Annotated in this window: 27 protein-coding genes; all 27 read left to right on the forward strand. The window is 57.4% G+C overall.

Translation table 11 applies throughout. From position 1 onward, the window contains the following. Positions 1 to 19 precede the first annotated feature (19 nt). The gene (gene rpoC / locus MKK04_RS02180; protein WP_063911036.1) at positions 20 to 4,219 is read left to right on the forward strand and encodes a DNA-directed RNA polymerase subunit beta'; all 4,200 of its coding nucleotides are present in this window, start codon (positions 20 to 22) and stop codon (positions 4,217 to 4,219) included. Positions 4,220 to 4,430: 211 nt separating this feature from the next. Beyond that, positions 4,431 to 4,802 (forward strand): 30S ribosomal protein S12, encoded by a 372-nt coding sequence (rpsL, locus tag MKK04_RS02185; protein WP_003255492.1) that lies wholly within the window; start codon positions 4,431 to 4,433, stop codon positions 4,800 to 4,802. A gap of 106 nt (positions 4,803 to 4,908) precedes the next feature. Continuing rightward, complete coding sequence (rpsG, locus tag MKK04_RS02190) at positions 4,909 to 5,379, forward strand: 30S ribosomal protein S7 (RefSeq protein WP_003246741.1); 471 nt, start codon at positions 4,909 to 4,911, stop codon at positions 5,377 to 5,379. Positions 5,380 to 5,409: 30 nt separating this feature from the next. Continuing rightward, on the forward strand, positions 5,410 to 7,557 hold the full coding sequence (gene fusA / locus MKK04_RS02195) for an elongation factor G (protein WP_061551336.1): 2,148 nt from the start codon (positions 5,410 to 5,412) through the stop codon (positions 7,555 to 7,557). Positions 7,558 to 7,584: 27 nt separating this feature from the next. Continuing rightward, the gene (tuf, locus tag MKK04_RS02200; protein ID WP_023382632.1) at positions 7,585 to 8,778 is read left to right on the forward strand and encodes an elongation factor Tu; all 1,194 of its coding nucleotides are present in this window, start codon (positions 7,585 to 7,587) and stop codon (positions 8,776 to 8,778) included. 141 nt (positions 8,779 to 8,919) lie between these two features. Continuing rightward, positions 8,920 to 9,231, forward strand: a complete 312-nt coding sequence (gene rpsJ, locus MKK04_RS02205) for a 30S ribosomal protein S10 (protein WP_003186070.1) — start codon at positions 8,920 to 8,922, stop codon at positions 9,229 to 9,231. 80 nt (positions 9,232 to 9,311) lie between these two features. Next, the gene (gene rplC / locus MKK04_RS02210) at positions 9,312 to 9,947 is read left to right on the forward strand and encodes a 50S ribosomal protein L3 (RefSeq protein ID WP_003257089.1); all 636 of its coding nucleotides are present in this window, start codon (positions 9,312 to 9,314) and stop codon (positions 9,945 to 9,947) included. 12 nt (positions 9,948 to 9,959) lie between these two features. Then, positions 9,960 to 10,562: a 50S ribosomal protein L4 gene (gene rplD / locus MKK04_RS02215; protein WP_008089819.1), complete on the forward strand. Its 603-nt coding sequence runs from the start codon at positions 9,960 to 9,962 to the stop codon at positions 10,560 to 10,562. Next, entirely contained in the window at positions 10,559 to 10,858 is a 300-nt protein-coding gene (gene rplW, locus MKK04_RS02220) for a 50S ribosomal protein L23 (RefSeq protein ID WP_003255484.1), read from the forward strand. Before rplD ends, rplW begins: the two co-directional genes overlap by 4 nt. 14 nt (positions 10,859 to 10,872) lie before the next feature. Then, positions 10,873 to 11,697 carry a 50S ribosomal protein L2 gene (gene rplB / locus MKK04_RS02225; RefSeq protein WP_015268750.1) on the forward strand — a complete coding sequence of 275 codons (825 nt, stop codon included), beginning with the start codon at positions 10,873 to 10,875 and terminating at the stop codon, positions 11,695 to 11,697. Positions 11,698 to 11,713: 16 nt separating this feature from the next. Further along, complete coding sequence (gene rpsS, locus MKK04_RS02230; protein ID WP_003255482.1) at positions 11,714 to 11,989, forward strand: 30S ribosomal protein S19; 276 nt, start codon at positions 11,714 to 11,716, stop codon at positions 11,987 to 11,989. 11 nt (positions 11,990 to 12,000) lie between these two features. Continuing rightward, positions 12,001 to 12,333, forward strand: a complete 333-nt coding sequence (gene rplV / locus MKK04_RS02235) for a 50S ribosomal protein L22 (RefSeq protein ID WP_003103908.1) — start codon at positions 12,001 to 12,003, stop codon at positions 12,331 to 12,333. A 13-nt stretch (positions 12,334 to 12,346) separates the two neighbouring features. Next, positions 12,347 to 13,033, forward strand: a complete 687-nt coding sequence (rpsC, locus tag MKK04_RS02240; RefSeq protein ID WP_003255481.1) for a 30S ribosomal protein S3 — start codon at positions 12,347 to 12,349, stop codon at positions 13,031 to 13,033. Positions 13,034 to 13,045: 12 nt separating this feature from the next. After that, on the forward strand, positions 13,046 to 13,459 hold the full coding sequence (rplP, locus tag MKK04_RS02245; protein ID WP_003255479.1) for a 50S ribosomal protein L16: 414 nt from the start codon (positions 13,046 to 13,048) through the stop codon (positions 13,457 to 13,459). Further along, complete coding sequence (gene rpmC, locus MKK04_RS02250) at positions 13,459 to 13,650, forward strand: 50S ribosomal protein L29 (RefSeq protein ID WP_002555481.1); 192 nt, start codon at positions 13,459 to 13,461, stop codon at positions 13,648 to 13,650. Before rplP ends, rpmC begins: the two co-directional genes overlap by 1 nt. 2 nt (positions 13,651 to 13,652) lie before the next feature. Beyond that, entirely contained in the window at positions 13,653 to 13,919 is a 267-nt protein-coding gene (rpsQ, locus tag MKK04_RS02255) for a 30S ribosomal protein S17 (RefSeq protein WP_003255478.1), read from the forward strand. Between the two features lie 23 nt (positions 13,920 to 13,942). Next, positions 13,943 to 14,311: a 50S ribosomal protein L14 gene (gene rplN / locus MKK04_RS02260; protein ID WP_002555479.1), complete on the forward strand. Its 369-nt coding sequence runs from the start codon at positions 13,943 to 13,945 to the stop codon at positions 14,309 to 14,311. Between the two features lie 11 nt (positions 14,312 to 14,322). Continuing rightward, the gene (rplX, locus tag MKK04_RS02265; RefSeq protein ID WP_013970637.1) at positions 14,323 to 14,637 is read left to right on the forward strand and encodes a 50S ribosomal protein L24; all 315 of its coding nucleotides are present in this window, start codon (positions 14,323 to 14,325) and stop codon (positions 14,635 to 14,637) included. Between the two features lie 20 nt (positions 14,638 to 14,657). After that, the gene (gene rplE, locus MKK04_RS02270) at positions 14,658 to 15,197 is read left to right on the forward strand and encodes a 50S ribosomal protein L5 (protein WP_003257095.1); all 540 of its coding nucleotides are present in this window, start codon (positions 14,658 to 14,660) and stop codon (positions 15,195 to 15,197) included. 13 nt (positions 15,198 to 15,210) lie between these two features. Further along, a complete protein-coding gene (rpsN, locus tag MKK04_RS02275) occupies positions 15,211 to 15,516 on the forward strand; it encodes a 30S ribosomal protein S14 (RefSeq protein WP_013970638.1) in 306 nt (101 codons plus the stop codon). Positions 15,517 to 15,725: 209 nt separating this feature from the next. Then, positions 15,726 to 16,118, forward strand: a complete 393-nt coding sequence (gene rpsH, locus MKK04_RS02280; RefSeq protein WP_009681971.1) for a 30S ribosomal protein S8 — start codon at positions 15,726 to 15,728, stop codon at positions 16,116 to 16,118. 12 nt (positions 16,119 to 16,130) lie between these two features. Continuing rightward, complete coding sequence (rplF, locus tag MKK04_RS02285) at positions 16,131 to 16,664, forward strand: 50S ribosomal protein L6 (RefSeq protein WP_009681972.1); 534 nt, start codon at positions 16,131 to 16,133, stop codon at positions 16,662 to 16,664. Positions 16,665 to 16,674: 10 nt separating this feature from the next. Then, the gene (rplR, locus tag MKK04_RS02290; protein WP_009397496.1) at positions 16,675 to 17,025 is read left to right on the forward strand and encodes a 50S ribosomal protein L18; all 351 of its coding nucleotides are present in this window, start codon (positions 16,675 to 16,677) and stop codon (positions 17,023 to 17,025) included. Between the two features lie 3 nt (positions 17,026 to 17,028). Continuing rightward, positions 17,029 to 17,529 carry a 30S ribosomal protein S5 gene (gene rpsE / locus MKK04_RS02295; protein ID WP_003255465.1) on the forward strand — a complete coding sequence of 167 codons (501 nt, stop codon included), beginning with the start codon at positions 17,029 to 17,031 and terminating at the stop codon, positions 17,527 to 17,529. A 2-nt stretch (positions 17,530 to 17,531) separates the two neighbouring features. Further along, positions 17,532 to 17,708 (forward strand): 50S ribosomal protein L30, encoded by a 177-nt coding sequence (gene rpmD / locus MKK04_RS02300; protein WP_003255463.1) that lies wholly within the window; start codon positions 17,532 to 17,534, stop codon positions 17,706 to 17,708. A 3-nt stretch (positions 17,709 to 17,711) separates the two neighbouring features. After that, positions 17,712 to 18,146: a 50S ribosomal protein L15 gene (gene rplO, locus MKK04_RS02305; protein ID WP_003257107.1), complete on the forward strand. Its 435-nt coding sequence runs from the start codon at positions 17,712 to 17,714 to the stop codon at positions 18,144 to 18,146. Then, complete coding sequence (gene secY / locus MKK04_RS02310) at positions 18,147 to 19,478, forward strand: preprotein translocase subunit SecY (protein WP_003257108.1); 1,332 nt, start codon at positions 18,147 to 18,149, stop codon at positions 19,476 to 19,478. The last annotated feature ends 22 nt before the right edge of the window (positions 19,479 to 19,500 follow it).

The following is a 19,500-nucleotide window of genomic DNA, read 5'->3' on the forward strand; positions in this document are numbered from 1 at the left end:
TCCGCCAGGAGGAAAGGCCTTGAAAGACCTACTGAATTTGCTGAAAAACCAGGGTCAAGTCGAAGAGTTCGACGCCATCCGCATCGGTCTGGCGTCGCCTGAAATGATCCGTTCGTGGTCGTTCGGTGAAGTTAAGAAGCCGGAAACCATCAACTACCGTACGTTCAAGCCTGAGCGTGACGGCCTGTTCTGCGCCAAGATCTTTGGCCCAGTCAAGGACTACGAGTGCCTGTGCGGCAAGTACAAGCGCCTCAAGCACCGCGGCGTGATCTGCGAGAAGTGCGGCGTTGAAGTTGCCCTGGCAAAAGTTCGTCGTGAGCGCATGGCGCACATCGAACTGGCCTCGCCGGTTGCCCACATCTGGTTCCTGAAATCGCTGCCGTCCCGTATCGGCCTGCTGATGGACATGACCCTGCGTGACATCGAGCGCGTGCTCTACTTCGAGAGCTACGTCGTTATCGATCCGGGCATGACCACCCTGGAAAAGGGCCAGCTGCTGAACGACGAGCAGTACTTCGAAGCGCTGGAAGAGTTCGGTGACGACTTCGACGCTCGCATGGGTGCCGAGGCTGTTCGCGAGCTGCTGCATGCTATCGACCTGGAGCACGAGATCGGTCGCCTGCGCGAAGAAATTCCGCAGACCAACTCGGAAACCAAGATCAAGAAGCTGTCCAAGCGCCTGAAGCTGATGGAAGCGTTCCAGGGCTCGGGCAACCTGCCTGAGTGGATGGTCCTGACCGTCCTGCCAGTGCTGCCGCCGGACCTGCGTCCGCTGGTTCCGCTGGATGGTGGCCGCTTCGCGACCTCCGACCTGAACGACCTGTATCGTCGGGTGATCAACCGTAACAACCGTCTGAAGCGCCTGCTGGATCTGTCGGCGCCGGACATCATCGTGCGCAACGAAAAGCGCATGCTGCAGGAAGCGGTCGACGCCCTGCTGGACAACGGCCGTCGCGGTCGCGCCATCACTGGCTCGAACAAGCGTCCGCTGAAGTCCCTGGCCGACATGATCAAAGGTAAGCAAGGTCGCTTCCGTCAGAACCTGCTCGGTAAGCGTGTGGACTACTCCGGCCGTTCGGTAATTACCGTAGGCCCGACCCTGCGTCTGCACCAGTGCGGTCTGCCGAAGAAGATGGCCCTCGAGCTGTTCAAGCCGTTCATTTTCGGCAAGCTGGAAATGCGTGGTCTGGCGACCACCATCAAGGCTGCCAAGAAGATGGTCGAGCGCGAGCTGCCAGAGGTGTGGGACGTGCTCGCCGAGGTGATCCGCGAACACCCCGTGCTGCTCAACCGTGCACCGACCCTGCACCGTCTGGGTATCCAGGCCTTTGAACCGGTTCTGATCGAAGGTAAGGCTATCCAGCTGCACCCGCTGGTCTGTGCCGCGTACAACGCCGACTTCGACGGTGACCAGATGGCCGTTCACGTGCCGCTGACCCTGGAAGCCCAGCTCGAAGCGCGCGCGCTGATGATGTCGACCAACAACATCCTGTCGCCAGCCAACGGTGAGCCAATCATCGTTCCGTCGCAGGACGTGGTACTGGGTCTGTACTACATGACCCGTGAAGCCATCAACGCCAAGGGCGAAGGTCGCGTGTTCGCCGACCTGCAGGAAGTCGACCGCGTATTCCGCGCCGGCGAGGCTGCCCTGCACGCGAAAATCAAGGTTCGTATCAACGAAACCGTGAAAGAGCGTGACGGTTCCGTGGTCAAGAACACCCGCATCGTCGACACCACCGTCGGCCGTGCGCTGCTGTTCCAGGTTGTACCGGCAGGCCTGCCGTACGACGTGGTCAACCAGCCGATGAAGAAGAAGGCGATCTCCAAGCTGATCAACCAGTGCTACCGCGTGGTTGGTCTGAAAGAGACCGTTATCTTCGCTGACCAGCTGATGTACACCGGTTTCGCTTACTCGACCATTTCCGGCGTTTCCATCGGTGTTAACGACTTCGTTATCCCGGACGAGAAAGCCCGCATCATCGGTACCGCTACCGACGAAGTGAAGGAAATCGAGAGTCAGTACGCCTCCGGCCTGGTAACCCAGGGCGAGAAGTACAACAAGGTCATCGACTTGTGGTCGAAGGCGAACGACGAAGTGTCCAAGGCGATGATGGCCAACCTCTCGAAAGAGAAGGTCATCGACCGCGAAGGCAAGGAAGTCGAGCAAGAGTCCTTCAACTCGATGTACATGATGGCTGACTCTGGTGCGCGTGGTTCGGCAGCCCAGATCCGTCAGCTGGCCGGTATGCGTGGCCTGATGGCCAAGCCGGACGGCTCCATCATCGAGACGCCGATCACCGCGAACTTCCGTGAAGGTCTGAGCGTTCTGCAGTACTTCATTTCGACCCACGGTGCTCGTAAGGGTCTGGCGGATACCGCACTGAAGACTGCGAACTCCGGTTACCTGACTCGTCGTCTGGTAGACGTTGCCCAGGATCTGGTGGTTACCGAGATCGACTGCGGCACCGACCAGGGCCTGCTGATGACCCCGCACATCGAAGGCGGCGACGTTGTAGAGCCGCTGGGTGAGCGTGTACTGGGTCGTGTCATCGCCCGTGACGTGTTCAAGCCAGGCACCGAGGACGTCATCGTTCCGGCCGGTACCCTGGTTGACGAGAAGTGGGTCGAGTTCATCGAGCTGAACAGCATCGACGAAGTGGTCGTGCGTTCGCCGATCAACTGCGAAACCCGCTACGGCATCTGCGCCAAGTGCTACGGTCGTGACCTGGCTCGCGGTCACCAGGTGAACATCGGTGAAGCTGTCGGCGTTATCGCTGCCCAGTCGATCGGTGAGCCGGGTACCCAGCTGACCATGCGTACGTTCCACATCGGTGGTGCTGCGAGCCGTACCTCGGCTGCCGACAGCGTCCAGGTGAAGAACGGCGGTATGGTGCGTCTGCACAACCTGAAGCAGGTAGAGCGTGCTGATGGCAACCTTGTTGCCGTATCGCGTTCGGGCGAGTTGGCCATTGCCGACGAGTTCGGTCGTGAGCGTGAGCGCTACAAGCTGCCTTACGGTGCGGTGATTTCGGTCAAGGAAGGTGACAAGGTCGAAGCTGGCGCCATCGTCGCCAAGTGGGACCCGCACACCCACCCGATCGTTACCGAACTGAAAGGTACCGTGACCTTCGTGGGCATGGAAGAAGGCATCACCATCAAGCGTCAGACCGACGAATTGACCGGTTTGACCAACATTGAAGTTCTGGACGTCAAGGATCGCCCTGCCGCTGGTAAGGAAATCCGTCCGGCGATCAAGATGGTCGACGCTTCTGGCAAGGACCTGTACCTGCCAGGTACCGACGTACCTGCCCAGTACTTCCTGCCGGCCAACGCCCTCGTCGGTGTGGCTGACGGTGCCCAGATCGGTGTTGGTGACGTTATCGCGCGTATCCCGCAAGAAACGTCGAAGACCCGTGACATCACCGGTGGTCTGCCGCGCGTTGCCGACCTGTTCGAAGCGCGCCGTCCGAAAGAAGCCTCGATTCTGGCTGAAGTCAGCGGCACCATCGCGTTCGGTAAGGAGACCAAGGGCAAGCGTCGTCTGGTCATCACCCCGACCGACGGTAGCGATCCGTACGAAGAGCTGATTCCGAAGTGGCGCCACCTGAACGTCTTCGAAGGCGAACAGGTAAACCGCGGCGAAGTTATCTCCGACGGCCCGAGCGATCCGCACGACATCCTGCGTCTGCTGGGTGTGAGCGCGCTGGCGAAGTACATCGTCAACGAGATCCAGGACGTTTACCGTCTGCAAGGCGTTAAGATCAACGACAAGCACATCGAGACCATCCTGCGTCAGATGCTGCGCAAGGTCGAGATCTCCGAGTCGGGCGATTCCAGCTTCATCAAGGGCGACCAGATGGAACTGACCCAGGTACTGGTAGAGAACGAGCGTCTCGCCGCCGAGGACAAGTTCGTCTCCAAGTTCACCCGCGTGCTGCTGGGTATCACCAAGGCGTCGCTGTCGACCGAGTCGTTCATCTCCGCGGCTTCCTTCCAGGAAACCACCCGCGTACTGACCGAAGCGGCGGTAACCGGCAAGCGCGACTACCTGCGCGGCCTGAAAGAGAACGTGGTCGTGGGTCGTCTGATCCCGGCCGGTACTGGTCTGGCCTACCACAGCGAGCGCAAGCGTCGCCGTGATGCCGACAAACCGCTGCGTGTGAGCGCCAGTGAGGTGGAAGCCGCACTGACCGAAGCGCTGAATTCCAGCGGTAACTAAGTACAGGGCAGGGCCCCGGCAAGCCCCGAACGGTCATCGACGACATGAAATGTTGCCGATGATCGGACGGGGAGGGCCGGGGCCTCGTCTTGACTGGGTGCAAGATCCTCTTTAGACTTTTGTACCCTTAAATTTGGTGAGGCTCCGTCTCGCCAATTTTTGGCTTTCTTGCAAGACAATAGAGTCGCAAGACAATCAGTGGAGCTAGTAGATGGCAACTATCAACCAGCTGGTACGTCAGCCGCGTAAGCGTTCGGTCGAGAAGTCCGACGTTCCTGCGCTGCAGAACTGCCCGCAGCGTCGTGGCGTGTGCACCCGCGTGTACACCACCACGCCGAAAAAACCTAACTCGGCACTGCGTAAAGTATGCCGTGTGCGTCTGACCAACGGTTTCGAGGTTTCCTCGTACATCGGTGGTGAAGGCCACAACCTGCAAGAGCACAGCGTCGTCCTGATCCGTGGCGGCCGTGTAAAAGACTTGCCAGGTGTTCGTTACCACACCGTTCGCGGCTCTCTGGATACTTCGGGCGTTAAAGGCCGTAACCAGGGTCGTTCGAAGTACGGTACCAAGCGTCCGAAGTAATCGGTCGTTTGCAGACATCCATTTATTTGAGTCGATAAGAGTAAGGTCGGGCAGGGGTCGAAAGACCTGGTCCCGGGCTAACCTGAAGACCGTTTGAGGGCTTATCATGCCAAGACGTCGTGTAGCAGCAAAACGTGAGATCCTTGACGATCCGAAGTACGGATCCCAGATTCTCGCCAAGTTCATGAACCACGTGATGGAAAGCGGCAAGAAGGCTGTAGCCGAGCGCATCGTTTACGGTGCCCTGGATACCGTCAAAGCACGCAAGAACAGCGACCCCCTGGAAATCTTCGAGAAAGCTCTCGACGCCATCGCTCCGCTGGTCGAAGTTAAGTCCCGTCGTGTCGGCGGTGCCACTTACCAGGTTCCGGTTGAAGTTCGTCCATCCCGTCGTAACGCTCTGGCAATGCGCTGGCTCGTAGACTACGCCCGCAAGCGCGGCGAGAAGTCGATGGCTCTGCGCCTGGCCGGCGAGCTGCTGGATGCTGCTGAAGGCAAGGGTGCTGCAGTCAAGAAGCGTGAAGACGTGCACCGTATGGCCGAGGCCAACAAAGCGTTCTCGCACTACCGCTTCTAATTCAAGCATCAATCATTTTGCGAGGGCTTTATGGCTCGTACTACAGCAATTAACCGCTACCGTAACATCGGTATCTGCGCCCACGTTGACGCGGGCAAGACTACCACTACCGAGCGGATCCTGTTCTACACAGGTCTGAGCCACAAGATGGGCGAGGTGCACGACGGCGCCGCGACCACCGACTGGATGGTGCAGGAGCAGGAGCGCGGTATCACCATTACCTCCGCTGCCGTTACCACCTTCTGGAAAGGTTCCCGTGGTCAGTATGACAACTACCGCGTAAACGTCATCGATACCCCCGGCCACGTTGACTTCACCATTGAAGTAGAGCGTTCGCTGCGTGTACTCGACGGCGCGGTCGTTGTGTTCTGCGGTACCTCCGGCGTTGAGCCGCAGTCCGAAACCGTATGGCGTCAGGCCAACAAGTACGGCGTTCCACGTGTTGTTTACGTGAACAAGATGGACCGTGCTGGTGCCAACTTCCTGCGCGTTGTCGGCCAGATCAAGAACCGCCTGGGTCACACCCCGGTTCCGGTCCAGCTGGCTATCGGTGCAGAAGACGACTTCCAGGGTCAGGTTGACCTGATCAAGATGAAAGCCATCTACTGGAACGAAGACGACAAGGGCACCACCTACCGCGAGGAAGAAATTCCTGCGGATATGGTCGACCTGGCTAACGAATGGCGCAACAACATGGTTGAAGCTGCCGCCGAAGCCAACGAAGAGCTGATGAACAAGTACCTTGAAGAAGGTGACCTGTCCGTCGAAGACATCAAGGCCGGTCTGCGCGCGCGTACCCTGGCCAGCGAGATCGTTCCGGCTGTCTGCGGTTCGTCGTTCAAGAACAAGGGCGTTCCCCTGGTTCTCGACGCCGTTATCGACTTCCTGCCTGCTCCGACCGAGATTCCTGCGATCAAGGGTATCCACCCTGATCTGGCCGAAGTGCCGAAGGATGAAATCACCGAAGCGCAGCAGGACGAGCGTCACGCTGACGACGCAGAGCCGTTCTCGGCCCTGGCGTTCAAGATCGCTACCGACCCGTTCGTAGGTACCCTGACCTTCGTTCGCGTTTACTCGGGCGTTCTGACCTCTGGTGACTCGGTCATCAACTCGGTCAAAGGCAAGAAAGAGCGCGTTGGTCGTATGGTGCAGATGCACGCCAACCAGCGTGAAGAGATCAAGGAAGTGCGCGCTGGCGACATCGCGGCCCTGATCGGCATGAAGGACGTTACCACTGGTGAAACCCTGTGCGACGCTGACAAGCCAATCATCCTTGAGCGCATGGACTTCCCGGAGCCAGTGATTTCGCTGTCTGTCGAGCCGAAGACCAAGCAGGACCAGGAAAAGATGGGTATCGCTCTGGGCAAACTGGCTCAGGAAGACCCGTCGTTCCGCGTCAAGACCGACGAAGAGACTGGCCAGACCATCATCTCCGGTATGGGTGAGCTGCACCTGGACATCATCGTTGACCGCATGAAGCGTGAATTCAACGTTGAGGCCAACATCGGCAAGCCGCAGGTTTCGTACCGCGAGAAGATCACCAAGTCCGGTGTCGAGATCGAAGGCAAGTTCGTTCGCCAGTCGGGCGGTCGTGGTCAGTTCGGTCACTGCTGGATCCGTTTCTCGGAGCCAGAGCAGGACGACAAGGGCAACATCACCGAAGGTCTGGTGTTCTCCAACGAAGTCGTTGGTGGTGTCATTCCTAAGGAATACATCCCTGCGATCCAGAAGGGTATCGAAGAGCAGATGAAAAACGGCGTTGTTGCCGGTTATCCTCTGATCGGCCTGAAGGCCGCGGTATTCGATGGTTCGTACCACGACGTCGACTCCAACGAAATGGCGTTCAAGATCGCCGCTTCGATGGCAACCAAGCAACTGGCCCAGAAGGGCGGTGGCGTGGTTCTCGAGCCGATCATGAAGGTCGAAGTTGTAACCCCGGAAGACTACCTGGGTGACGTGATGGGTGACCTGAACCGTCGTCGTGGTCTGGTCCAGGGTATGGATGAGTCGGTCTCTGGCCGTGTCGTCCGCGCTGAAGTTCCGCTCGGAGAGATGTTCGGTTACGCAACCGACGTTCGTTCCATGTCTCAGGGTCGCGCAAGCTACTCCATGGAATTCTCCAAATACGCCGAAGCTCCGTCGAACATCGTCGAAGCACTCGTTAAAAAACAAGGCTAATCCCCTTTAGGCAAGAGGTTCACTGTCGTGGCTAAAGAAAAATTTGATCGTTCCCTTCCCCACGTTAACGTCGGCACCATCGGCCACGTTGACCACGGTAAGACCACTCTGACCGCAGCTCTGACTCGCGTCTGCTCCGAAGTTTTCGGTTCGGCAGTCGTTGAGTTCGACAAGATCGACTCGGCTCCGGAAGAAAAAGCGCGCGGTATCACCATCAACACCGCTCACGTCGAGTACAACTCGAACATTCGTCACTACGCTCACGTTGACTGCCCAGGTCACGCTGACTACGTGAAGAACATGATCACCGGTGCTGCCCAGATGGACGGCGCGATCCTGGTTTGCTCGGCCGCCGATGGTCCGATGCCACAAACCCGTGAGCACATCCTGCTGTCCCGTCAGGTAGGCGTTCCTTACATCGTGGTCTTCCTGAACAAGGCTGACCTGGTAGACGACGCTGAGCTGCTGGAACTGGTCGAGATGGAAGTTCGCGACCTGCTGTCCACCTACGACTTCCCAGGCGACGACACCCCGATCATCATCGGTTCGGCTCGTATGGCCCTGGAAGGCAAAGACGACAACGAAATGGGTACTACCGCTGTCAAGAAGCTGGTAGAAACTCTGGATGCCTATATCCCTGAGCCAGTTCGTGCCGTTGACCAGCCGTTCCTGATGCCGATCGAAGACGTATTCTCGATCTCGGGTCGTGGTACCGTTGTTACCGGTCGTATCGAGCGTGGTATCGTCCGCGTTCAGGATCCGCTGGAAATCGTTGGTCTGCGTGAAACTTCGACCACCACCTGCACCGGTGTCGAAATGTTCCGCAAGCTGCTGGACGAAGGCCGTGCTGGCGAGAACTGCGGCGTTCTGCTGCGTGGTACCAAGCGTGACGACGTTGAGCGTGGCCAGGTTCTGGTCAAGCCAGGTTCGGTCAAGCCGCACACCAAGTTCACCGCAGAAGTCTACGTTCTGTCGAAGGAAGAAGGCGGTCGTCACACTCCGTTCTTCAAAGGCTACCGTCCTCAGTTCTACTTCCGTACCACTGACGTGACCGGTAACTGCGAACTGCCGGAAGGCGTTGAAATGGTAATGCCAGGTGACAACATTCAGATGACTGTCACCCTGATCAAGACCATCGCAATGGAAGACGGTCTGCGCTTCGCTATCCGTGAAGGCGGTCGTACCGTCGGCGCCGGCGTCGTAGCCAAAATCATCGAGTAATCACTCGACCGATTGAAAAAACCCCCGCTCAGCGGGGGTTTTTTTTATTGGGTTGACACTAAATGGGGGCGTCTATAGAATCACGCCTCCTTTTAGCGGGCGTAGTGCGTCCGTTGGGAACAGCCTGGAGTCTGAAATCCAATGCAAAATCAGCAAATCCGTATCAGGTTGAAGGCTTTCGACCATCGCCTGATCGACCAATCCACCCAGGAAATCGTGGAAACCGCGAAACGTACTGGTGCACAAGTGCGTGGTCCAATTCCACTGCCTACCCGCAAAGAGCGTTTCACCGTTCTGGTTTCCCCGCACGTCAACAAAGACGCGCGTGACCAGTACGAGATCCGCACTCATAAGCGTGTTCTGGACATCGTCCAGCCAACGGATAAAACCGTTGATGCGCTGATGAAGCTTGATCTGGCGGCAGGTGTGGAAGTACAGATCAGCCTCGGCTAAGACTTCGGTCTAGTCGTGTAACGCTCTGAAATGGGCGGCCATAGCGGGTGAAAGCCCCGTACACTCATGAGGTTTACAACATGACTATTGGTGTAATCGGTCGCAAATGCGGTATGACCCGCATTTTCACCGAAGAAGGTGTCTCCATTCCGGTCACGGTCATCGAGATCGAGCCGAATCGCGTCACCCAGTTCAAAACTGAAGAAACCGATGGCTACCGTGCAGTGCAAGTCACTGTCGGTGAGCGTCGTGCTTCGCGTGTGACTGCCGCTCAGGCAGGTCACTTCGCCAAGGCCAACGTTGCCGCTGGTCGCGGTGTCTGGGAGTTCCGTCTTGAAGAAGGCGATTTCCAGGCTGGCGATCTGATCAAAGCTGAACTCTTCACTGCAGGCCAGCTGGTAGACGTTACTGGTCAGTCCAAAGGTAAAGGCTTCGCCGGTACCATCAAGCGCTGGAACTTCCGTGGCCAGGACAACACCCACGGTAACTCCGTGTCGCACCGTGTCCCAGGTTCCATCGGCCAGTGCCAGACTCCTGGTCGTGTGTTCAAGGGCAAGAAAATGTCCGGTCACATGGGCGCCGAGCGCGTGACTGTTCAGTCCCTGGAAGTAGTTCGCGTAGACGCTGAACGCAACCTGCTGCTGGTCAAGGGTGCCGTTCCAGGCGCTACTGGCGGCGACGTGGTTGTACGTCCAGCTGTCAAGGCTCGCGGTTAAGGGGAAACTGACATGCAACTCAATGTAAATGACGCTCAGGCGATCGAAGTTTCCGAACTGACTTTCGGTGGCGAATTCAACGAGACGCTGGTACACCAAGCAGTCGTGGCCTACATGGCCGGCGGCCGTCAGGGCACCAAGCAGCAGAAGACCCGTTCCGACGTGGCTGGTGGCGGTAAGCGCCCATGGCGTCAGAAGGGTACTGGCCGTGCTCGTGCTGGTACCACTCGTGGTCCGATCTGGCGTGGCGGTGGTGTAACCTTCGCAGCTCGCCCTCAAGATCACTCGCAGAAGCTCAACAAGAAGATGTACCGCGCAGCCCTGCGCTCCATCCTCGCTGAGCTGGTGCGTAGCGACCGTCTGGTCGTGGTTCAGGACTTCGCTGTTGAAGCGCCGAAAACCAAAGATCTGCTGAACAAGCTGAACGGCATGGGTCTGAACGACGTACTGATCGTTTCCGACGCTGTTGATCAGAACCTGTACCTGGCTGCTCGCAACCTGCCGCACGTCGATGTACGTGACGTACAAGGTTCCGACCCGGTCAGTCTGATCGCATACGAGAAAGTGTTGATCACTGTCTCGGCCGTGAAGAAATTCGAGGAGCTGCTGGGATGAACCAGGAACGCGTATTCAAAGTCCTCCTTGGCCCGCACGTTTCCGAGAAGGCTACCGTTCTGGCTGAGAAAAAAGGCCAGTTCGTATTCAAGGTTGCTACCGATGCAACCAAGCTGGAAATCAAGAAAGCTGTCGAAGGCCTGTTCAACGTAAAAGTTGAAAACGTGTCGACTGTTAACGTTCTGGGTAAAACCAAGCGTACCGCACGTGGTCTGGGCAAGCGTAATGACTGGAAGAAGGCGATCGTCTCCCTTCAGCCAGGCCAAGATCTCGATTTCAGCAGCAGTGCTGAGTAAGGAAGGGGTGCATCATGGCAATCGTTAAATGCAAACCGACTTCCCCTGGCCGCCGTTTCGTGGTCAAGGTGGTCAATCAGGAGCTGCACAAAGGCGCTCCTCACGCACCGCTGATCGAGAAAAAATCGAAGTCTGGTGGTCGTAACAACAATGGCCGCATTACCACTCGTCACGTTGGTGGTGGTCACAAGCAGCATTACCGTCTGGTCGACTTCCGTCGCAACGACAAAGATGGCATCCCAGCCACTGTCGAGCGTATCGAATACGACCCGAACCGTACTGCTCACATCGCCCTGCTGTGCTACGCAGACGGTGAGCGTCGCTACATCATCGCCCCTAAAGGCGTGAGCGCTGGCGACCAGCTGATCGCAGGTGCCCTGGCCCCAATCAAGGCCGGTAACTCCCTGCAGCTGCGCAACATTCCAGTAGGTAGCACCATTCACGGCATCGAACTGAAGCCGGGTAAAGGTGCTCAGATCGCTCGTTCCGCTGGTGCTTCGGCTCAGCTGATCGCTCGCGAAGGTGTCTACGTGACCCTGCGTCTGCGCTCTGGTGAAATGCGTAAAGTCCTGGCTGAGTGCCGTGCGACCCTGGGCGAAGTCTCGAACTCCGAGCACAGCCTGCGTTCGCTGGGTAAAGCTGGTGCCAAACGCTGGCGCGGCGTTCGCCCAACCGTTCGTGGTGTTGCCATGAACCCGGTTGACCACCCACATGGTGGTGGTGAAGGTCGTACCTCCGGTGGTCGTCATCCGGTATCGCCATGGGGCTTCCCAACCAAGGGTGCGAAGACCCGTGGTAATAAGCGTACCGACAACATGATCGTCCGTCGTCGCAAGTAACTAGAGGGATACGACAGTGCCACGTTCTCTGAAAAAAGGTCCTTTTATCGATCTTCACCTGTTGAAGAAGGTCGAAGTGGCGGTGGAGAAGAACGATCGCAAGCCAGTTAAAACCTGGTCGCGCCGTTCGATGATCCTGCCACAAATGGTCGGTCTGACCATCGCGGTACACAACGGTCGTCAACATGTCCCAGTTCTGGTGAACGAAGACATGGTCGGCCACAAACTGGGCGAGTTCGCCGGTACCCGCACCTACCGCGGGCACGTGGCTGACAAGAAAGCCAAGCGTTAAGGGGTAAGGAAATGGAAGTAGCCGCTAAGTTGTCGGGCGCTCGCATCTCCGCCCAGAAAGCCCGCTTGGTCGCCGACCAGATCCGCGGGAAGAAGGTGGGCGAAGCGCTCAACCTGTTGGCCTTCAGCAGCAAAAAAGCCGCTGAAATCATGAAGAAAGTCCTCGAGTCGGCCGTAGCCAACGCCGAACACAACGAAGGCGCAGACGTTGATGACCTGAAGGTCTCCACCGTCTTCGTCAACGAAGGGCGTTCGCTGAAGCGCATCATGCCACGTGCCAAAGGCCGTGCTGATCGCATCGTCAAGCGGTCTTGCCATATCACTGTCAAGGTTGCGGACAAGTAACGGAGTCGATCAGATGGGTCAGAAAGTACATCCCACTGGCATTCGCCTGGGAATCGTCAAGGAGCACACCTCCGTCTGGTACGCAGACGGTGCTACTTACGCAGATTACCTGTTGAAGGATCTGAAAACGCGTGAGTACCTCCAGGACAAACTAAAAAGCGCGTCCGTAAGCCGTATCGATATTCATCGTCCGGCTCAAACTGCACGCATCACCATCCACACCGCTCGTCCAGGTATCGTTATCGGGAAGAAAGGTGAAGATGTCGAGAAGCTGCGTCAGGACCTGACCAAGCAGATGGGTGTGCCTGTGCACATCAACATCGAAGAGATCCGCAAGCCGGAACTCGACGCTATGCTGGTTGCGCAGAGCGTAGCTCAGCAGCTGGAACGCCGCGTAATGTTCCGTCGCGCCATGAAGCGCGCCGTGCAGAACGCCATGCGTATTGGTGCCAAGGGCATCAAGATCCAGGTGAGCGGTCGTCTCGGCGGTGCTGAGATTGCTCGTACCGAGTGGTATCGCGAAGGTCGTGTGCCTCTGCACACCCTGCGTGCCGATATCGACTACAACACCTACGAAGCTCACACCACTTACGGTGTGATCGGTGTGAAGGTTTGGATCTTCAAAGGCGAAGTAATTGGTGGTCGCCAAGAAGAGCTGAAACCACAAGCACCAGCGCCTCGTAAAAAAGCTGCTAAGTAAGGGGTACGCCAAATGTTGCAACCAAAGCGTACAAAATTCCGCAAGCAGATGACCGGCCACAACCGTGGTCTGGCACTGCGCGGTAGCAAAGTCAGCTTCGGCGAATTCGCCCTGAAAGCTGTTGCTCGCGGTCGCCTCACCGCTCGCCAGATCGAGTCCGCACGTCGTGCGCTGACCCGTCACGTAAAACGTGGCGGCAAGATCTGGATCCGTGTGTTCCCGGACAAGCCGATCTCCAAGAAGCCTCTCGAGGTTCGTATGGGTAAAGGTAAGGGTTCCGTGGAATACTGGGTTGCCCAGATTCAGCCAGGCAAAGTCCTGTATGAAATCGAGGGTGTTTCTGAAGAGCTGGCGCGCGAAGCTTTCGCCCTGGCTGCTGCAAAGCTGCCTCTCGCCACCTCCTTTGTTAAGCGGACGGTGATGTGATGAAAGCGAATGAACTTCGTGAAAAATCGGCACAGCAACTGAATGAGCAACTGCTCGGCTTGCTGCGCGACCAGTTCAATCTGCGTATGCAGAAAGCAACTGGCCAGTTGGGGCAGTCGCACCTGCTCTCGCAAGTTAAGCGTGACATCGCTCGCGTGAAAACTGTGCTCAACCAGCAGGCAGGTAAGTGATCATGGCTGAAGCTGAAAAAACCGTCCGTACGCTGACTGGCCGTGTCGTCAGCGACAAAATGGACAAGACCATCACCGTTCTGATCGAGCGTCGCGTCAAGCACCCGATCTACGGTAAATACGTTAAGCGTTCGACTAAGCTGCACGCGCACGACGAAGCCAACCAGTGCAAGATCGGCGACAAGGTTTCCATCCGTGAAACCCGTCCGCTGGCCAAGACCAAGTCCTGGGCACTGGTTGAAGTCCTCGAACGCGCTGTTGAAGTCTAAGGGCGAAGGGTCGGAGAAATTTTATGATTCAGACTCAATCCATGCTCGATGTGGCCGATAACAGCGGCGCTCGTCGCGTCATGTGCATCAAGGTTCTCGGCGGTTCGCACCGCCGTTACGCCGGCATCGGTGACATCATCAAGGTAACCGTCAAGGAAGCAATTCCGCGCGGTAAGGTCAAGAAAGGCCAAGTGATGACTGCTGTTGTCGTGCGTACCCGTCACGGTGTTCGTCGCGCTGACGGTTCCATCATTCGTTTCGACGGCAACGCTGCTGTTCTGCTGAACAACAAGCAAGAGCCGATCGGCACTCGCATCTTCGGGCCAGTGACCCGTGAACTTCGTACCGAGAAGTTCATGAAGATCGTCTCGCTCGCCCCTGAAGTGCTGTAAGGAGATCCGACATGCAAAAGATTCGTCGTGACGACGAGATCATCGTGATCGCCGGCAAAGACAAAGGTAAGCGCGGTAAGGTGCTGAAGGTTCTGGCTGATAACCGTCTGGTTGTTGGTGGCGTGAACCTGGTCAAGCGTCATACCAAGCCTAACCCGATGGCGGGCGTACAGGGCGGTATCGTCGAAAAAGAAGCGCCTCTGCACGCTTCCAACGTTGCCATCTTCAACGGCGAAACCAACAAGGCTGACCGCGTTGGTTTCAAAGTAGAAGACGGTAAAAAAATTCGTGTCTTCAAGTCGACCCAAAAAGCGGTTGATGCTTGAACACTGCTAGGTAGAAGACCATGGCACGACTGAAAGAGATTTACCGGAACGAAATCGCTCCTAAGCTTAAGGAAGAACTTAAGCTGTCGAACGTGATGGAAGTTCCGCGCGTTACCAAGATCACCCTGAACATGGGTCTGGGCGAAGCGATCGGCGACAAGAAAGTCATCGAGCACGCTGTTGCCGACCTGGAAAAGATCACCGGTCAAAAGCCGGTCGTGACTTTCGCTCGTAAATCCATCGCGGGCTTCAAAGTCCGTGAAGGCTGGCCGATCGGCGTCAAGGTGACCCTGCGTCGCGACAAGATGTACGAATTCCTGGACCGCCTGCTGGCGATCTCCCTGCCTCGGGTTCGCGACTTCCGCGGCCTGAATGCCAAGTCCTTCGATGGCCGTGGCAACTACAGCATGGGCGTGAAAGAGCAGATCATCTTCCCGGAAATCGACTACGACAAGATCGATGCTCTGCGCGGTTTGGACATCACCCTGACCACCACTGCTCGTTCGGACGACGAAGGCCGCGCTCTGCTGCGTGCTTTCAAGTTCCCGTTCCGCAACTGATTGGAGTAGGAAAATGGCCAAGAAGAGCATGAAAAACCGCGAGCTGAAGCGTCAGCTCACGGTAGCCAAGTACGCCAAAAAGCGTGCCGAGCTGAAAGCGACCATCGTCAACCTGAACGCCTCTCCTGAAGAGCGTTTCGCTGCCGTTGTCGCCCTGCAGAAGCAGCCACGTGATGCCAGCGCCTCGCGTCTGCGCAACCGTTGCCGCCTGACCGGTCGTCCTCACGGTGTATACCGTAAGTTCGGCCTGGGCCGTAACATGCTGCGTCAAGCTGCAATGCGCGGTGACGTACCAGGTCTGGTCAAGGCCTCCTGGTAATCGCTGCAGGCAGGATCCCGGCGGAAGGGGAGCAATCTTCCGACCGCCGGTGACTTCGCCAACAAACAAGCCCCTATATGGGGCTTGTTTCGTTTCTGCCTTGTGTCTAGAATGACCGGCTCACCTGAGCCTGGGTTTTTTGCCCTGTCCGCTCGGGTGGTTGTGATAGCCGCAAGGCTAATAATTCTTGTATCAGGAGCATCTAGCCCATGAGTATGCAGGACCCGTTAGCGGACATGCTAACTCGCATCCGTAATGCCCAGATGGCTGAAAAGTCCGTCGTAAGCATGCCTTCCTCCACCCTGAAGGTCGCGGTTGCCAAAGTTCTGAAAGACGAAGGTTACATCGCCGGCTACCAGGTAACTGGTGAGGCCAAGCCTTCCCTGTCGATCGAACTGAAGTACTTCGAAGGCCGTCCGGTCATCGAGGAACTGAAGCGCTCCAGCCGTCCAGGCCTGCGCCAGTACAAGTCCGTCGCAGAACTGCCGAAAGTACGTGGCGGTCTGGGCGTGTCTATCGTCTCCACCAACAAAGGTGTGATGACTGATCGCGCTGCGCGCGCTGCCGGTGTCGGCGGCGAAGTTCTGTGCACAGTGTTCTAAGGGGAGATAGGCATGTCTCGCGTCGCTAAGAACCCCGTTAAGCTGCCAGCAGGTGTCGAAGTCAAATTCGCCGGCCAGCAGCTTTCGGTGAAGGGTGCCAAAGGTACTCTCGAACTGAACGTTCACTCGTCTGTTGAAGTTACCGAAGAGTCTGGCGAGCTGCGTTTCGTCGCTCGTAACGGTGACCAGCAAGCTCGCGCCATGGCCGGTACCACCCGCGCTCTGGTGAACAACATGGTCCAGGGCGTAAGCCAAGGCTTCGAGCGCAAGCTCCAGCTGGTCGGTGTTGGTTACAAGGCACAGGCCAAGGGCACCGTCCTGAACCTGGCCCTGGGCTTCTCGCACCCAGTGGACTACGAACTGCCAGCCGGTATCACCGCTGAAACCCCAAGCCAGACCGACATCCTGATCAAGGGTATCGACAAGCAGCTGGTGGGTCAGGTGGCCGCTGAAATCCGCGACTTCCGTCCGCCAGAGCCTTACAAAGGCAAGGGTGTGCGTTACGCGGACGAAGTAGTCCGTCGTAAAGAAGCCAAGAAGAAGTAGGGCCTAGCAAATGACCGACAAAAAAGTTACTCGACTGCGTCGCGCTCGCAAAGCACGTCTCAAGATGCACGAACTCGAAGTCGTGCGCCTGTGCGTGTTCCGCTCCTCGCAGCACATCTACGCCCAGGTCATTTCGGCCGACGGCAGCAAGGTTCTGGCAAGCGCCTCGACCTTGGACAAAGAACTGCGTGATGGCGCCACTGGCAACATCGACGCGGCCACTAAGGTTGGCAAGCTGGTAGCTGAGCGTGCGAAAGCCGCCGGTGTATCTCAAGTTGCCTTTGACCGTTCCGGCTTCAAGTACCATGGCCGCGTCAAAGCGCTGGCTGATGCTGCTCGTGAAGGCGGGCTGGAGTTCTAAGTTATGGCAAATAACGATCAAAAGCGCGACGAAGGCTACATCGAGAAGCTGGTTCAAGTTAACCGCGTTGCCAAAACCGTAAAAGGCGGCCGTATCTTCACCTTCACCGCGCTGACCGTGGTAGGTGATGGTAAAGGTCGTGTTGGCTTCGGCCGTGGCAAGTCGCGCGAAGTACCTGCCGCGATCCAGAAAGCCATGGAAGCTGCTCGCCGCAACATGATCCAGGTTGACCTGAAGGGCACCACCCTGCAGTACGCCACCAAGGCTGCCCACGGCGCCTCGAAGGTTTACATGCAGCCTGCCTCGGAAGGTACCGGTATCATCGCCGGTGGCGCAATGCGTGCTGTCCTGGAAGTTGCTGGTGTTCAGAACGTTCTGGCCAAGTGCTACGGTTCGACCAACCCAGTGAACGTGGTTTACGCCACCTTCAAGGGTCTGAAAGCCATGCAATCTCCTGAATCCATTGCTGCCAAGCGCGGCAAGAGCGTCGAGGAGATCTTCTGATCATGGCAACCGTAAAAGTAACGCTGATCAAGAGCGTCTCGGGCCGTCTGCCTAACCACAAGCTGTGCGTTAAAGGCCTGGGTCTGCGTCGCATCGGTCACACTGTAGAAGTCCAGGATACTCCCGAAAACCGCGGGATGATCAACAAGGCTTACTACATGCTGAAGGTCGAGGGTTAATCGATGAAACTCAATGATCTGAGTCCAGCGCCGGGTTCCCGTCGCGAGAAGCATCGTCCAGGTCGTGGTATCGGTAGCGGTCTGGGTAAGACCGGCGGCCGTGGCCACAAAGGTCAGACTTCCCGTTCGGGTGGTTCGATCGCTCCTGGCTTCGAAGGCGGTCAACAGCCGCTGCACCGTCGTCTGCCGAAGTTCGGCTTCGTTTCCCTGAAAGCCATGGACCGCGCCGAAGTGCGTCTGTCCGAGCTGGCCAAGGTGGAAGGCGACGTGATCTCCGTGCAATCCCTGAAGGATGCCAACGTGATCGGCCAGAACGTACAGCGCGTGAAAATCATGCTGTCTGGCGAAGTCACTCGCGCAGTCACCATCAAGGGTATCGCAGCCACCAAGGGTGCGCGTGCGGCTATCGAAGCAGCTGGCGGCAAGTTCGAGGAATAAATGGCTAAGCAAGGTGCTCTCTCTTCGCTCGGTAAGGGCGGGATGTCGGAACTCTGGGCTCGTCTGCGCTTTCTGTTCATGGCGATCATCGTCTATCGGATAGGTGCGCATATCCCGGTTCCTGGCATCAATCCGGACCGTCTGGCGGATCTGTTTCGGCAGAATGAGGGGACCATTCTTAGCTTGTTCAACATGTTTTCCGGTGGCGCGCTCGAGCGCATGAGCATCTTTGCACTGGGGATCATGCCGTACATCTCGGCATCGATCATCATGCAGCTGATGACGGCGGTCAGCCCGCAACTGGAGCAGTTGAAGAAGGAAGGTGAAGCTGGCCGTCGCAAGATCAGCCAGTACACCCGCTACGGCACCGTTATCCTGGCACTGGTTCAAGCCATTGGCATGTCCATTGGCCTGGCCAACCAGGGCGTGGCGTTTTCTGTAGGTCTGGGCTTCCATGTCGTCGCCGTCTCCACCTTCGTGGCAGGCGCGATGTTCATGATGTGGCTGGGCGAGCAGATCACCGAGCGCGGTGTGGGCAACGGTATCTCGATGTTGATCTTCGCAGGTATCGTTGCCGGTCTTCCGAGAGCAATCGGGCAGTCTTTCGAGTCTGCGCGCACAGGCGATATCAATATTTTCGCCCTGGTCGCTATCGGTTTGCTGGCAGTAGCGATTATCGGCTTCGTGGTGTTCATTGAGCGTGGTCAGCGTCGTATCGCCGTTCACTACGCCAAGCGTCAGCAGGGCCGCAAGGTCTTCGCTGCGCAGACCAGCCACTTGCCGCTGAAAGTGAACATGGCGGGGGTCATCCCGGCCATTTTCGCGAGCAGCATTCTGCTGTTCCCGGCTTCGCTGGGTGCCTGGTTCGGTCAGTCCGAAGGTATGGGCTGGCTGCAGGACATCTCGCAGTCGATCGCTCCTGGTCAGCCGTTGAACATTTTGCTGTTTAGTGCAGGGATCATTTTCTTCTGCTTCTTCTACACAGCGCTGATGTTCAATCCGAAAGACGTAGCGGAAAACCTGAAGAAGTCCGGTGCCTTTATTCCGGGTATCCGTCCTGGTGAGCAGTCGGCACGCTACATTGATGGCGTTCTGACCCGTCTGACCATGTTCGGTGCTCTTTACATGATGGCCGTCTGCCTTCTGCCCCAGTTCCTGGTGGTGGCAGCAAATGTGCCGTTCTACCTTGGCGGGACCTCGTTGCTGATTGTGGTAGTGGTTGTGATGGACTTCATGTCCCAAGTACAATCGCACCTCGTTTCGCACCAGTACGAATCCCTGATGAAGAAAGCCAACCTGAAAGGCTACGGTGGCAGCGGTCTGCTGCGCTGATACGCCCCTAAGGTTCGAGGAG

The organism is Pseudomonas sp. LS.1a, from assembly GCF_022533585.1.
GTDB lineage: Bacteria > Pseudomonadota > Gammaproteobacteria > Pseudomonadales > Pseudomonadaceae > Aquipseudomonas.